Origin of the sequence: Pseudoflavonifractor sp. An44 (genome assembly GCF_002161675.1) — a bacterium.
Lineage (GTDB): Bacteria > Bacillota > Clostridia > Oscillospirales > Oscillospiraceae > Enterenecus > Enterenecus faecium.
This window is the reverse complement of the sequence record NZ_NFIH01000013.1, coordinates 18,077-33,432: the sequence shown is the minus strand read 5'-3', so window position 1 is coordinate 33,432 and position 15,356 is coordinate 18,077. Positions and strand designations below refer to the sequence as shown.

General features: G+C 60.5%; 10 protein-coding genes. 5 read left to right on the top strand and 5 right to left on the bottom strand.

The features are described 5' to 3' along the window. Positions 1 to 251 precede the first annotated feature (251 nt). The 3 genes from B5F98_RS07460 to B5F98_RS07450 all read left to right on the top strand — a co-directional run bounded on the left by B5F98_RS07460 (position 252) and on the right by B5F98_RS07450 (position 1,651). Positions 252 to 785 (top strand): GNAT family N-acetyltransferase, encoded by a 534-nt coding sequence (locus B5F98_RS07460; RefSeq protein ID WP_158099815.1) that lies wholly within the window; start codon positions 252 to 254, stop codon positions 783 to 785. A gap of 92 nt (positions 786 to 877) precedes the next feature. After that, complete coding sequence (locus B5F98_RS07455; RefSeq protein ID WP_206418100.1) at positions 878 to 1,219, top strand: hypothetical protein; 342 nt, start codon at positions 878 to 880, stop codon at positions 1,217 to 1,219. Between the two features lie 21 nt (positions 1,220 to 1,240). Then, positions 1,241 to 1,651 carry a protein-export chaperone SecB gene (locus B5F98_RS07450; RefSeq protein WP_087371014.1) on the top strand — a complete coding sequence of 137 codons (411 nt, stop codon included), beginning with the start codon at positions 1,241 to 1,243 and terminating at the stop codon, positions 1,649 to 1,651. 121 nt (positions 1,652 to 1,772) lie between these two features. Here the strand turns inward: B5F98_RS07450 and B5F98_RS07445 are convergent, their stop codons facing one another. Beyond that, positions 1,773 to 1,994: a hypothetical protein gene (locus B5F98_RS07445; protein WP_087371011.1), complete on the bottom strand. Its 222-nt coding sequence runs from the start codon at positions 1,992 to 1,994 to the stop codon at positions 1,773 to 1,775. A gap of 149 nt (positions 1,995 to 2,143) precedes the next feature. On the opposite strand from B5F98_RS07445, the gene B5F98_RS07440 reads away from it, so the two are divergent. Both B5F98_RS07440 and B5F98_RS13470 read left to right on the top strand, forming a co-directional pair. Then, positions 2,144 to 3,352, top strand: coding sequence for a YibE/F family protein (locus B5F98_RS07440; RefSeq protein ID WP_206418099.1), 1,209 nt, complete (start codon positions 2,144 to 2,146; stop codon positions 3,350 to 3,352). A gap of 40 nt (positions 3,353 to 3,392) precedes the next feature. Beyond that, on the top strand, positions 3,393 to 8,627 hold the full coding sequence (locus B5F98_RS13470; protein WP_087371009.1) for a metallophosphoesterase: 5,235 nt from the start codon (positions 3,393 to 3,395) through the stop codon (positions 8,625 to 8,627). 60 nt (positions 8,628 to 8,687) lie between these two features. Here B5F98_RS13470 and mfd read toward each other — a convergent pair whose 3' ends face one another. The 4 genes from mfd to B5F98_RS07415 all read right to left on the bottom strand — a co-directional run bounded on the left by mfd (position 8,688) and on the right by B5F98_RS07415 (position 15,222). Then, the gene (gene mfd / locus B5F98_RS07430; RefSeq protein ID WP_087371006.1) at positions 8,688 to 12,080 is read right to left on the bottom strand and encodes a transcription-repair coupling factor; all 3,393 of its coding nucleotides are present in this window, start codon (positions 12,078 to 12,080) and stop codon (positions 8,688 to 8,690) included. A 23-nt stretch (positions 12,081 to 12,103) separates the two neighbouring features. After that, positions 12,104 to 12,691 (bottom strand): aminoacyl-tRNA hydrolase, encoded by a 588-nt coding sequence (gene pth / locus B5F98_RS07425; protein WP_087371003.1) that lies wholly within the window; start codon positions 12,689 to 12,691, stop codon positions 12,104 to 12,106. Positions 12,692 to 13,499: 808 nt separating this feature from the next. Continuing rightward, positions 13,500 to 14,465 carry a ribose-phosphate pyrophosphokinase gene (locus B5F98_RS07420; protein ID WP_087371001.1) on the bottom strand — a complete coding sequence of 322 codons (966 nt, stop codon included), beginning with the start codon at positions 14,463 to 14,465 and terminating at the stop codon, positions 13,500 to 13,502. A gap of 259 nt (positions 14,466 to 14,724) precedes the next feature. Then, positions 14,725 to 15,222 (bottom strand): HD domain-containing protein, encoded by a 498-nt coding sequence (locus B5F98_RS07415; RefSeq protein WP_087370999.1) that lies wholly within the window; start codon positions 15,220 to 15,222, stop codon positions 14,725 to 14,727. Positions 15,223 to 15,356 lie beyond the last annotated feature (134 nt).

Genomic DNA, 15,356 nt, shown 5'->3' with positions numbered 1-15,356 from the left:
GGGCAAGCCCGGCCTCTACGCCCAGCTATCGAAGGATGCCCGAAGCAGTTCTGTGGAATGTATGTAGTGCGTTTTGGAATTGTTTTGAGAAAATTGCTCAGAATCAACCGGACAATTCTTCACATTTCTCAAAACAAACACGGAATTTGGTGATTGTGCGTCTAGACAATAGAAATAAAATATATTATTATCACTATAGAACGGTCTTGTCAGTGTAGGTGATTTTCATGGCTGATCTATGTTATAAACTTATGGGAGAAGAAGATTTACATGGCTTTGATTGTGGAAACCCATCTGTCAGCAACATGATCGACCAGACGTATTACGCTTGTTTGCTCAGAGAAGCCCGTGCATATTGTGTATATCTAAAAGTGAAGGATGACCAAGAGATATTGGTGGGTGCCTACTCTGTTTCTATTGATACTCTGGATGTAAAAAATGCAGTTTCGCCACTTGCGGATTACTACTCCCGTGAACCACCCTTCCGTGCTATGGTCCATCTCGACTACATTGCTGTTAATTCAAAAGTGCAGGATCATGGTATTGGAACAGCGATTTTGGAGTATATTGTACTTCAGGCACGGTCGTTGTATCGAGAATGGCCGGTTCGACTGTTGGTCTTGGATGCGTTGCGGGATAAGGTTGCTTGGTATGAAAAAAGGGGATTTTCAGCTGTCTACGAGGATGACCCGGACCCGCACAGTACGACAGTGAAAATGTATCTGGACTTAATGCCAGGAGAGGATTTTCAGCGTTTGTCAGAGTATGTTGAAAGTAACAGTTAATTGTGAACTGGAGAGGTGATCGTATGGCTGCGCACAATCGAATTTTACTATCAGAGACTGAGTGGAATAGATTCACATATCGGCTCAATCACATGCGCAACGAAAATATAGATGGTTATTTTCGTGCCATTGATAATGATATTCAAGTGATCGAACAGGGAGAATCCACCGTGGTTCGGACAAATTCACTGGATGAGGAAGCAATCCTATCTGCGTTAGGAATCAAAAACAATGTTTCCCACCACCAGCCCACTGTGATTTTTTCCACCCGTTTTGTGATGCCAGCATACGCAGAACCTGTTTACACCCAGTCGGTGGAGTTGCCACATGGAGGCACATGGGACTGTGATTATAATTCTGCTTTTGCTCGCAATCAGAATGAGCCCACCGAATACTATACGTCTGCCTTCGTTGAAGATTTGAAATCTGCATGATTTTGGAGGGACCGTTTAGACATGAAAAAAAGTGCATTTCAATTTACTGCTCCGACCACAACTAAGCTGGAGTTTGAAATCAACAAAGGGTTTGCCAAAGGGCAAACGGTAGAAATGCGTATGGACATCTCTGTGCAAATTGAGCAGAACGATACCGATCATGAAATTCCTGAAAATACGGCACGGGTTAGTATCACACTGGTTTTGGGTGAAAAAAATGATACTGCACCGTTTTATGTAGAAGCAGTGGAAGAGGCCTATTTCAGATGGGAAAGCGATCGCTTTACTGAGGAGGAACGGAAAGTACTCTTGGAAAAGAATGCAGTTTCCTTGTTGATTTCGTATTTGCGTCCAATTGTGAGCGGGATTACCGCAGCTTCGCCTTATCCCGCATACAATATTCCCTATGTTGACTTGACTGCAAACGATTGATCAGTTGAAATATGTGAGGAAACTCTCAGTAAAAACGAAAGATAGATAAAATTAAAACAGACAGAAGGAGTGACCCCAATATAGTGGGGCGCTCCTTCTGTCTGTTTTAATTCGTATTAAATTATGAATGCGGCAACAAAGCGGTATACCTTTCCACCAGCTGCTGCGCCACCCGCAGGGGGTCCTCCCCCTGTTTCAGCTTCAAGGTCAGCAGGCCCTGGTCCTGCCCCGGCGTGAACAGCAGCCGGGCGGGGTACTGGCCCCCCAGGTTGGCGATGGCCTGGAGGTCAAATTCCTCCAGGGTAAACCGCAGGGTGGCCCCCTTCTGGGAGATATCCACCATGCCGCTTTTGCCCCCAGGCAGGGAACGGGAGGCGCTATGTAAGAGGGGTGTAAAGTTTCTGTTTGGCTTTAGAAGAACGATTGACAGGGGAATATCCACCTTCTAAAATAAAAAACCATCCGTGAATTGAAGAAAAAGGAGTCAGAGAGATGAAGATGGTTGGACAGAGTAGAAAACAGCGATTTCTGCTGGTGGGGGCTGTGATCGTGGTGATGTTTTTGGGAGCGCTCATCGCCTTCAACGGCAGGTTGGACCGGCCCGCCCTGCGCCCCACCGGAGGGGCCACCTTTGCCAAGGCGGTGGTGGAAGAGGTGATGTCCAGCAACCTGAACGACAGCGACGTGGAGCTCCAGGGCAATCAGACGGTGGAACTTCGCATCACCAGCGGGGCCTACAAGGGGCAGACCTGTGAGGCCACCAGCCCCTATGCCAATCAATCCGGGGCCAAGTGCGTGCCGGGCCTGCGGGTCATCGCCCTGGTGAACACCGACTCGGAGGGAAATCTGGTGGCCACCGTGTACAATTACGACCGTGGCATGGTGTTGTGGGTGCTGATTGCCCTGTTTCTGGTCATTCTCTGCCTCATTGGCGGAAAGCAGGGGGTCAGCTCTGCGGTGGGTCTGGTATTCACCTTCGTGTGCATTCTCTTTTTCTATCTGCCCCTGATGTATGTGGGGGTGTCCCCCTTTGTGGCTGCCACCCTCACCTCGGTGATCGTGACGGTGGTGGTGATGTCCCTCATTGGCGGCTGCTCCTATAAGACCCTGTGCTCGGTGCTGGGCACCGTCACCGGGGTGCTCATCGCCGGGGCCACCGCCTACCTGTTCGGGTATCTGGGCCACATCTCCGGGCTGAATGTGGACGACGTGGAGACTCTGGCCTTTATCGCCCAGAATAGCCGCCTGGATGTGGCGGGCGTCCTGTTTTCCGGCATTTTGATTGCCTCTCTGGGGGCGGTGATGGACGTGAGCATGTCCATCGCCTCCACCATTGCGGAGATCCACGCCAACAGCCCGGAGCTGGACTTCCAGCGGCTGTTCCGCTCCGGCATCCACGTGGGCCGGGACATGATGGGCACCATGTCCAACACCCTGATTCTGGCCTTTGCCGGGGGCTCCATCAACACCCTCATCATCATCTACTCCTATAACATGCCCTATCTGGAGTTTATGAACCAGTACGCCATTGGAATTGAGCTTCTGCAGGGTATTTCCGGCTCCATTGGGGTGATTTTGACGGTGCCTGTGGTGTCTGCCATCTCCGCCTTTCTGATGACCAGGAAAAAAATAGAACATCACGAAACCTTTACACAAAGTTCTAAAACCCTGGATAGAAAGCCCACCGGGGGCTCGGTATAATGCCTTGGTGAAGCGGACAAAGGAAAGGAGAGAGAAACTGATGTCAAGAAAGAACATGCGAGCTGTGGCTGCGTCCATTCTGGCCGCCTCCATGGCACTGTCCCAGGCCGTCCCGGGCTTTGCCCAGACACCCCAGGCTCAGGCCGGGGCAGAGGCTGTGGACTGGACCCAGGCCCCACCACTGTTGATTACCGAGGTCTCCACCGACCAGGCCTCGGGCAAGCGCTACACCTACACCGAGGTATACAACAACTCCGATGAGGCCATCAACCTCAGCGAGTACACCTTCTACTACGCCTATGAGGCTGGTCTGGGCACGGGCAAGGTGTTCAAGCCCGCCGACTGGGGCTCCCAGGGCCAGGATCTGTACATCCAGCCGGGGAAGACCATGGTGCTGTGGCAAAGCGAGGGCACCAGTGGCCGCACGGTGAAGGAGTTCAACCAGTTCTATGGCACCGATTTGGTGGAGAATGTGGACATCGTGCGCATTCCCTACAGCGGCATCCACAACAGCGCCAAGCGTGGCTATTTCCTGGGCAAGGATGAGGATTCCATCCTCGTCTCCGCCTGGTCCAACGCCCACGGCGACGAGATCGCCACGGGCAACCCGGACAAGCAGGCCATCCAGTACGGCTACTCCGGCGCCGGCCGGGAGTGCACCAACCTGGGCGTGGCCGACGCCACCCCCGGCAGCGTCTCCCCGGAGCAGGTGCCCCCGGAGAAGGTGCACGTGGTGGAGCAGATGCCGGACATTGCAAGCGTCCAGGGTGTGGGCGGCGACGGCCTGACGGTCACCGCCCAGATCCCCTATGAGGGCACCCCCTCTGCCATGAAAGTGACCCTCCACTACCGCCAGATGGCAGGGCAGCAGGAGACCGCCTACACCAACTACAAGGAAGTGGACATGACCGCCACCGGAGATGGGCAGAGCTTTGTGGGCCAGGTACCCGCCGAGCGGATCTACGCCGACCAGGTGCAGTGGTATGTCACCGCCAGCTACGGCCCCGGCAAGTCCGCCCAGACCCAGGAGCAGACCACCAACGTAAGCCCCGTGGTGCCCCAGGACACCCAGGCGGCCCCCCTGGTGGTCACCGAGGTGGCGGCCAATCCCGGCTCCCCCGACGGCGGCCAGTACTCCTACTTTGAGGTGTACAACCAGACCGACAAGCCCATCAATCTGGGCTACTACAAGGTGCTGTACTACTACGACTACCCCACCCGCACCGCCGCCCAGTCCGGCAAGACCTGGACGGTGGGGGATTTCACCACCACCATCCAGCCCGGCCAGACCATGGTGTACTGGCTGACCAGCAACGGCACCACCGTGGAGCAGTTTAACAACTTCTACGGCACCGACCTGGAGCTGGGCAAGGACATCGTGCAGGTCAACTATTCCGGCCTCCACGGCAGCGCCCCCCGGTGGATTCGCCTGGGCACCTCGGAGGAGGACGCCTTCACCGTGGCAGGGTTTAACACCGCCTCGGACCAGTTCTCCTCGGCTCGCACCGCCCTGCAATATGCCTGCCCCCACGGCACCAGCGAGGAAAACGCCTCCATCCCCGCCACCGTCTCCCAGGCCACCCCGGGCCAGGTAGAGCCCTGGCAGGTGCTGGACCAGCTGCTCCCCTTCCAGGGCTATCCCAACTACCCCGCCGATGACGGCAAGGCTCCCACCCTGAACGTGTGTGAGAGCGAGGGGCTGCCTGTGCCCGCGTCCATCCAGGAGGGGGACTGGCTGAAGGTGATGTATGACGTGGACCTGCTCGTGGGCGCCACCTCGGATGACCGCCTGGACGCCTTTGAGGGGGACTACCACTGTGGCAGCGAAGCGCTGAAGAACCGGCCCTACCTCATTGGCACGGAAATTCTCTACAAGCTGGACGACGATACCCAGTGGACCAGCATCAAGCAGACCACCCAGTGGCGTCTGGGCCACTTCCTGATGCAGATTCCCGCCGACGTGCTCTTTGGCCATGACTCGGTCACCTTCAAGGTCCGGGCCTACACCCTGTACGGCATGAGCGAGACGGCGGAGGAGACGGTGGCCATTGAGCGCCTCAACGACACCGGGGACAGCGTGCGGCTGAATGTGGCCGACGACACCCTGCTGTCCGGGGTGAGCACCGTCACCGCCAACGACGGCGGAGACAACGCCAATACCACCATTTCCGTGGATGGCACTGAGGTGGACACCCAGATGGTGCTGGAGGACGGGGCCTACTTCATGGTCAAGACCAGCGGCATGAACAACTACTTCAAGAATGCGGTGACGGCCCCCTATGGCGACGACAGCCGGGACATCATCACCATTCTCAGCCCCTGGTGTGAGCTGCCCCTGTCCCGGGCCATCCACGTGGACAACAAGTATTTCACCTACAACGCCGAGACCCAGACCTATGACGTGACCCTCACCATCTGGGCTGGCGACAGCGGTACCCCCTTTGAGGAGATCTACGACGTGGTGAAAAACGAGAACCACGAGAACTTTGAGGTCTCCGGCCTCCAGCTGGTGCTGGCCAACGGCAACAGCTACCTGCCGGTGGAGATCGGACCCGACAACGACAAGACCAACCCCAGCACCGAACTGGACGCCTGGCACACCATCGGCGACAGCTCCGGCATGGTGCCCTATCTCAACGCCACCTTCCGCATCCCCGCCGCTGAGGTCAACGCCGTGGGCGCCCAGCTGGACACCACCGCCCTCACCGACGGCGTGCACCAGATTGTGGCCACCTCTGGAGACAAGCAGACCACCGCCAACGTGGTGGTGGACAACACCGCCCCCGCCCTTGACCTGGGTGTGGCCCAGGGCAGCGTCCTCTACCAGCCCCTGCTGCTGGAGGAGGGCGCCGTGGCCAGCGACGCCAACGGGGTGGAGCACCTGGCGGTGAGCCTGGACGGCCAGCCCCTGACCCTGCCCACCACCCTGGTGCCCCGGGAGCTGAGCGTGGGCGAGCACACCTTGAAGGTGGTGGCCTCGGACCGGGCGGGCAATGTGTCCACCGCTGAGGTGACCTTCACCACCCAGGAGGTGGACCCCAGCGTCTCGGACACCAACAACGACGGCATCACCGCCACCACCGCCCAGCTCAGCGTCTCGCTGGACCAGCAGGTGGCAGACGTGACCTTCCTGGAGGGTAAGAACTTCTCCCTGGAGGATGGCAGCATTGCCGTGGCTGACGGCGACCCCGAGGGCAACGGCACCTTCCCCTATCAGCTGTTTACCATCCAAACCGGAGACACCGCCGCGGACGACACCCTCGCCGTGGCGTGGAGCGGCAGCGCCAGCCACGCCGACCAGACCCACCCGGTGACCATGTACATCTACAACTACACCACCCAGAGCTGGGACCAGGTGGCCCAGGCCGGAGCAGACGGCACCATTTCCAAGTCCGTTGCCGCCCAGGACCATGTGATGGACGGCCAGGCCGTGCTGCTGGTGCAGTGCGCCACCCAGGGTGTGGAGCCGGAGATCTCCGCTGCCACCGCCCTGGAGGCCCAGAGCCTGTCTGAGTGGGACGGCACCGGACGGCCGGAGCAGTACGACTTCGCCCTGGCCTGGGAGACCGACACCCAGTACTATGCTGAGAGCTTCCCCTACCACTACACCAACATGAACCAGTGGATTGTGGACAACGCCCAGGAGTGGAACATCCGCTATGTGCTCCACACCGGCGACATTGTGGACGATGTGGACATGGTGGGCCAGTGGAAAAACGCCGATGAGGCCATGCAGATCTTCGACGAGGCGGGCATGCCCTACGGCGTGCTGGGCGGCAACCACGACGTGTACGCCGGCGCCGAGGGGTACGGCAACTACTGGAAATACTTTGGCGAGGACCGCTTTGCCGACCAGGAAACCTACGGCGGCTCCTACCAGAACAACCTGGGCCACTATGACCTGCTCACCGAGAACGGACAGGACCTCATCATCCTCTACATGAGCTGGGACATCTACACCGAGGAAATTGAGTGGATGAACCAGGTGCTCCAGCAGTATTCCGACCGCAAGGCCATCATCGCCCTCCACCGCTACACCAACGTCAAGGAGGCGGACAGCCTGCTGGACTACACCGGAAAGCTGCTCCAGGACCAGGTGGTGGCCCAGAACCCCAACGTCATTGCGGTGCTCAACGGCCACTATCACGGGGCCAGCATCCAGACCGATTGCTTCGACGACAACGGGGACGGCATCAAGGAGCGCACGGTGTACCAGATCTGTACCGACTACCAGTCCGACCCCGAGGGCGGCTCTGAGTACATCAAGTTCCTGTACTTCGACCTGAAAAACGACAAGATCTACCTCAATTCCTACTCTCCCTACCGGGATGACTTCAACTACTACGACACCCCCAAGCTGGACAGCTACGGCGAGGGCACCCGAGCGGTGAATATCGACATCAGCGAGCTGGACGTGGACTTCGACACCAGCGACAAGACCCTGACCACCGACCGCCTCACCGTGGACCTGCAGACCCAGCAGGTCATCGCCAGCTATCCCCAGAGCACCGGGGACGTGGAGCACACCTGGCAGGGCCTCCAGCCCGAGACCCAGTACGGCTGGTATGCCCGGGTCACCAACGACCAGTACGGCATCACCACCACCCAGGTGCAGGAGTTTGTCACCGAGGCCCAGCCGGAGCCGGTGACCTACACCATTGAGGCCACTGCTGGAGTGGGCGGCTCCATCAGCAACCCCGGCCAGACCCAGGTGGTGGAGGGCCAGAGCATCACCTACACCATCACCTGTGAGCCAGGCTATCAGGTGGCCCAGGTGCTGGTGGACGGCCAGGCCGTCCAGCTGGAGGATCATCGCTACACCTTCACCGACGTGAAGGCCAACCACACCATCCAGGTGGAGTTTGCCAAGATTCCGGTGGAGGACAAGGTGGACCTGAGCGGCCTTCAGGCTGCCGTGGACCAGGTGGAGGGCCAGGACCTCAGCGGCTATGACCAGGAGGACCTCCAGGAGCTCCACCAGCTGCTGGAGCAGGCCTATCAGGTCCTGGGCGACACCAGCCTGACCCAGGAGGACCAGGCCATGGTGGATGAGCTGGCAGAGGCGCTGCTGGCCGCCCTGGGCCGACTGCCCGAGCTGCCCAGCGCGCAGCCGACCCAGCAGCCCAGTGCCCAGCCTAGCCAGACCCCGGACGGGGAGGATGTGCCCCAGACCGGAGACCAGGCCAATCTGCTGGCCTTTGCCGTGGCGGCCCTCACCGCCTGCGGCGGCTTGGCTCTGGTGACCGCAGAGCGCAAGAAGCGGGAACAGCGCTGAGAAAACACCAAAAATAACAACCCGGCGGGGATGATGTGAAAATCATCCCCGCCGGGTTCTTTATGCTTCTTTTTGGGGCAATAGAGCGGTGTACCTCTCCACCAGCTGCTGCGCCACCCGCAGCGGGTCCTCCCCCTGTTTCAGCTTCAAGGTCAGCAGGCCCTTGTCCTGCCCCGGCGTGAACAACAGCCGGGCGGGGTACTGGCCTCCCAGGTTGGCGATGGCCTGGAGGTCAAATTCCTCCAGGGTAAACCGCAGGGTGGCCCCCTTCTGGGAGATGTCCACCATGCCGCACTTGGCGGCCTGGGACCGCAGCAGGGCGATGGAAATGAGGTTATTGACCCCACGGGGCGGGTCTCCAAAGCGGTCGATGAGCTCGTCGGTGACGTCGTCCCCGTCCTCCTCGGTGCGGATGCGGGCAATGCGCCGATACAGGTCCATGCGCTGCTGGGCCGACGGCACATACCGCTCGGGGATGGAGGCGGGCACGGACAGGTCGGCGGTGCACTCCCGCACCTGCACCGGAACCTCTCCCTTTTCCGCCAAAACCGCCTCTTCCAGCAGTTTGAGATACAGATCATAGCCCACGCTCATGAGGAAGCCGGACTGCTCGGGGCCCAGCAGATTGCCCGCCCCTCGAATCTCCAAATCCCGCATGGCGATGCGGAAGCCGGAGCCAAACTCCGCATATTCCCGGATGGCAGAGAGGCGTTTGGTGGCGATCTCGCTCAAGACCTTCCCCGTGCGGTAGGTCATGTAGGCGTAGGCCTTGCGGGTGGAGCGGCCCACCCGGCCTCGAATCTGGTGGAGCTGGGCCAGCCCTAGCTTGTCGGCGTCCTCGATGATGAGGGTATTGGCGTTGGCAATGTCAATGCCCGTCTCGATGATGGTGGTGCACACCAGCACGTCCACCTCGCCGTCCCCCATGCGGGTCATCACGTCGGACAGCTCTTCCTGGCTCATCTTGCCGTGGCCCACCGCCACAGTGACATCCTCGCCCAACATATCCTGAATTTTTACCGCCGTGGCGTGGATGGTGTCCACCCGGTTGTGGAGGTAGTACACCTGGCCGCCACGCTCCAATTCCCGGCGCATGGCGTCGGCCAACACCGACCAGTTGTGCTCCAGCACGTAGGTCTGCACGGGCTGGCGGTTGGAGGGGGGCTCCTCAATGGCGGACATGTCCCGGATGCCGGACAGGGCCATGTTCAGGGTACGGGGAATGGGGGTGGCGGAGAGGGTGAGCACGTCCACCTGCCGGGCCAGCTCTTTCAGCCGCTCCTTGTGGGTCACCCCGAACCGCTGCTCCTCGTCCACCACCAGCAGACCCAGGTTTTTAAAGTGCACGTCCTTTTGCAGCAGGCGGTGGGTGCCGATGAGAATGTCCACCGAGCCGTCCTCCACTCCCATGAGGGCGTTTTTCATCTGGGCGGGGGTGCGGAACCGGGACACCACTTCAATCTCCACCGGGTACTTGGCAAACCGACTCCTGGCGGTGAGGTAGTGCTGCCGGGCCAGCACGGTGGTGGGCACCAGAATGGCCGCCTGCTTGCCGTCCAGCACGCACTTCATCATGGCCCGCAGGGCCACCTCGGTTTTGCCGTAGCCCACGTCGCCGCACAAAAGGCGGTCCATGGGCCGGGGGGCCTCCATGTCCTTTTTGATCTCGGCGATGGAGCGCAGCTGGTCCTCCGTCTCCTGGTAGGGGAAGTCGTCCTCAAATTCCCGCTGCCAGGCCGAGTCCGGGGCGAAGGCATACCCCGGTTGCCGCTGCCGCTGGGCGTAGAGCTGAATGAGCCCCTTGGCCAAATCCTTGACCGCGGCCCGGGTGCGGGATTTGGCCCGTTCCCACTCGGTGCCACCCAGTTTGGACAGCTTTTTGTGCTGGGTATCGTCTCCGCCGCCGATATACTTGGAGATGGAGTCCAGCTGGGTAGCGGGGAGGTAGAGGGTGTCGGTTCCGGCATAGGCCAGCTTGATGTAGTCCTTGTCGATGCCGTCCACCTTCATCTTCGTCATGCCCACAAAGCGGCCAATGCCGTGGTGCTCGTGGACCACCAGGTCGCCGGGGGTCAGGTCGGTGAAGGAGTCCACCCGGCGGCGGTCGGCGGCGTGTTTCAGCCGTTTTCCCTTCTTTTTGCCCTGGCTCTGGCCCTGGGTGAGCACCGCAAAGGGGCAGCCGATGTAGTCAAAGCCGGCGGACAGCCCCCCCACGGCAATGGTGATGCCCCCGGGGGCGGGCAGCTCGTGGAGCTGGAAGTCCACCGCCGAGCGGATTTTCTTCTCCCGCAGCAGGGCCTGGAGGTTCAGGGCCTGCTGCTCGCTGCCCACCAGCACCACCGTGCCCGTCTTGGCGCTTTGCAGCTGGGTGAGGTCGGCGGCGGCGGAGTCCAGGTTGGCCCCGAAGGTGGACAGCTGGCGGCCCTGGGCGTTGAACAGGGCCTTGGGAGGCAGGGGCAGGGTGGAGGTGGAGAAGGAGTCCAAAAAGCACAGGGGGAACTGCTGGAGCTCCTCCATGAGCTGGGGGAAGGTGAGGGCGAAGGTGGCGTGCTTGCCCAACTGCACCCCGCTCTCCACCAGGGTTTTCAGGTCCTCGTCCAGCTGCCACAGCCAGTTTTTCCCCCGTTCCGCCACCCGGGCGGACTCGGACAGGCAGACCACGGCGTCCGGGGGCAGGTGGTGGACGGCGGTGTGGGCCACGGGGTAGCGCTGGGGCAGCTGATGGTCGGGCACCTGCTGCCAGGTCCCGTCTTCCTGCCGCTGGGGCAGCACCTCCCGCACCGGGAGGAACACCGCCTTGTCCAGATGGCCCACCCGGCGCTGGGTGGCGGGGTCAAACAGGCCCATGGAGTCCACGTCGGTGTCCCAGAACTCCACCCGCACCGGGTGGTCCTGGGCGGGGGAGAACACGTCCAGAATGCCGCCACGCAGGGCAAACTGGCCCACGCCCTCCACCTGGTCGCACCGGGTGTAGCCCAGGGCGGCCAGGGCATCCGCCAGCTGGGTGGGGTCATAGGAGCCGCCGGAGCAGATGGTCACCACATGTTCGAGAAGCTCCTCAGGGGAGAGGGTGCGCTGTAACAGGCCCTCCACCGTGGCGGTGATGACCTTGCACTCCCCCTGGGCCATGGCGTAGAAGGCGGCCAGGCGGCTGTGTTCCCCCTGGTGGGAGGCCACAGCGCCGTTGTAGAAGTTGAATTCCCGGCTTCCAATCAGGGTCACGCTCCAGCCGGTGAAGGCGGTGATGTCCCGGCCCAGGGCCTGGGCCTCGTCCTCGTCGGCGCACACCATCACCACCGGGCGGTCCAGGGCGGTGCCCAGTCCGGCGGCAAAGTGGGCCCGGTGGATGCGGGACAGCCCCGACACCGCCGCCGGGGACTGGCCCGTCTCCAGGGCCTGCACCAGGGCGGGAAACTGGGGCACTTGTTGGAGAATGTGGAGTAATTCCTTCATAGCGGCTCCTTTTTCCACCAAAGTTAGTTGAACTGATTCATGGCCTTCTGGGGCCCGTCCTTGAGATAGCACTCCACCGCCTGGGCCGCCCGCAGGGTGGCCTCGTCTATGGCGGTCTTGTCCGGGCCCACGAACTTGCCCAGCACCCAGTCGGCCATGTCGTAGTCGGGGTGGGGCTTGCCCCCCACGCCGATCTTCACCCGGGGGAATTTGTCGGTGCCCAGGCGCTGGATAATGCTCTTCAGGCCGTTGTGGCCTCCGGCAGAGCCACTGGTGCGGATGCGCAGCTTGCCCAGGGGCAGAGACACGTCGTCACACAGCACCAGAATATGCTCCTCGGACACTTTATAGAAGGCGGCGGCCTCCGCCACCGCGTCCCCGGACAGGTTCATGTAGGTGGTGGGCTTCATCACCAGCACCCCCTGGCCGGAGACCACGGCCTGGTGGGTGAGGGCGTGGAATTTCAGCCGCTGCACCGGGAAGTCTCCCCGGTCGGCCAGCTGGTCAATGGCCATAAACCCGGCGTTGTGCCGGGTGTTTTCGTATTTGTCGCCGGGGTTGCCCAGACCCACCACCAGCCAGGTCACCGGCAGCTTTTTACCAAAAAACATGGGGAAAACTCCTTCTTATTTCATTTTTGGAGAAGGGTACTTCTCCGATTTCCCAGGCGGGAACCAGTGTCCCTGCTAGGGACGCTCCGCTGGGCCCGATTTCTCCACGATGAGAAATCGGGGAAAGAATCGCTTAGGGCGTTCCCCCCTAAGTACCCCCCTGGGGTACCAGGCTGGGAATGCGTCAAGCTGGTGTTCGGCCCGTCACCCTTGCTGTGGCCCCTGTCACTGCCACCACACCAGGCTGCCCTGGGTAGCTGGCCCTATGGCCGGGCGATTTTCACATCCGGGCCTACCTTGGTGCAGCGGCGTTCCCGCCGCCGGGAGCCAGGCCATCGGCCGCTGGGAACAGCGGCACACCAGGGTAAGGCCCCGGGGGTAGAAGTACACGCTGACAGAGGAGCAGGCACTACCCATAGAATTGCCATGCCATCTATGTGACCCCACCGGGCCAAGGGCCGAAGATCACCTTGACGCAAGGACAGCCTCGTACCGGCAGGGTGGATTCCACAAGGAGGGGGAAGGCCCCTCCTTTGGCGATTCTTTGGTGGCTTTCTCATCGCTGAGAAAGCCACCCTGCGGAGCAAATTACCAGGCTGGCAAGGCTGTGCTGGTAACCTGGAGAAGGACAAGCCCTTAGTCGCCTGTGGTGCCAGCTCCCCTGACTCAGGGGCACCTTTGGAGAGCGGAGCGTCCCCACCGGGGGCGCTGGTTTTCACCAGGGCAATGGTGGAAGGCCCTCTTTCCCAAAAGAGAAGAAAAAGGGCTGTTGCAGGCACAGCCTGCAACAGCCCCCAAATGAGCGTGATTACTGGAACAGCTTGGACACAGACCGCTCCTCGTAGATGCGGGCAATGGCCTCGGCGAACATGTGAGCCACGGACAGATACTTGATCTTGGGGCACACCTCGGCGATGTCCTCCCGGGGCTGGATGGTGTCCAGGAACAGCACCTCGTCCAGCACAGAGGCATTGATGCGCTCAATGGCAGGGCCGGAGAGCACGCCGTGAGAGGCGGCAGCGGTGACGGACTTGGCGCCGCCAATGTCCACCAGAGCCTGGGCGGCGTGGCACAGAGATCCGCCGGTGTCCACCATGTCGTCCAGCAGGATGACGTGCTTGTCCTTCACCTCGCCGATGATGTTCATCACCTCGGAGGAGTTGGCCTTCTGACGGCGCTTGTCCACAATGGCCATGGGCATGTCCAGCTTCTGCGCGAAGGCACGGGCACGGGCCACAGAGCCCACGTCGGGGGAGACCACCATGGTCTCGTCGTGGACGGCGGCGAAGCGGCGCAGGAAGTGGTCCACAAACACAGGAGAGCCCAGCAGATTGTCCACGGGGATGTCAAAGAAGCCCTGAATCTGGTTGGCGTGCAGGTCCATGGTCAGCACACGGTCGGCGCCGGCCCGGGTGATCAGGTTGGCCACCAGTTTGGCGGAAATGGGGTCACGGGGCTTGGTCTTACGATCCTGACGGGCGTAGCCAAAGTAGGGGATGACGGCGGTGATGCGGCCGGCAGAGGCCCGCTTGAGAGCGTCGATCATGATCAGCAGCTCCATCAGGTTGTCGTTGACGGGGGAGCTGGTGGACTGAACCACAAACACGTCGGAGCCACGGACGGTCTCATGGATGGAGACAAAGTTCTCTCCATCGGAGAAGGCGCCCACCTCGGCACTGCCCAGGGGAATGCTCAGGTCCCGGCAGATGGCCTCGGCCAGGGCACGGTTTGAGCTTCCGGAGAAGATTTTCAGATCTTTACCGTGAGAAATCATTGTTGTACTTCCTCTCTGTGTGTGATGTATGGTAGGGGTATCCAGTGCCGGGACGGGGCGTTGCCCGCCCACCACAATCGCTGACAAAATGCATCTAAAATATTATATCAGAATCCACCGGTTTTTGAAGAGGGAAATTGAAATTTGTCCAAAATCCTTCCTTCTACACAAAAGAAGCATACAAATTTCCCCCCGGCCTGTGAAATGGGCAACAGACCGGGGAAAATTTAACACAGATAAAATACAGTTTCTGGAAGACTCAGCAGCAACCCACCCGGGCCATCAGCCGACGGCGCAGGGGAATGATGCGATACAGCTGGGCCACTTCGATGGTGGCGCACAGCTTATCCGCCAGGTTTACCGCAATGGCCACCCGAGAGCGGGGCAGATGCACCGCCAGGGGGAACATGTGGGAGACGATGGCGTTGGCTTCCCGGTCGCTGAGGTCGGGGCACAGGGCCTGGGCGTTGCGCAGGGCAAACACGGGGTGGTCCAGGCACTGGTTGCCAGGATGGGCGTTGCGGTCTGCGGGGTCATAGAGGTACAGGTCGTGGAGCAGTCCCGCCCGGGCGGCGGCCCGGCAGTCCCAGCCGAAGCGCTGGGCGATGCGGTAGGCCATGTAGGCCACAAACAGGGAGTGCTCATAGCAGGTCACGGAGAAGTGGTGCCGCCATTGCCGCATGGCATTGACCTCCTTGGAGGCCAGCAGAGGAGCCAGGCACCCGAAAAACTCCTCTGCGTGGGGTGATATCCACATAGGAAAAAACCTCCTATCTCTATAAACACAGGGTTGACATCTTTCCACCTCTAGTATAGCAAACCGGGGTGTCGTTGTCAGCAGATTTCGGGGAGAAAATTTTTTCCTCTGCGCCCAGCGCAGAGGAATGAATC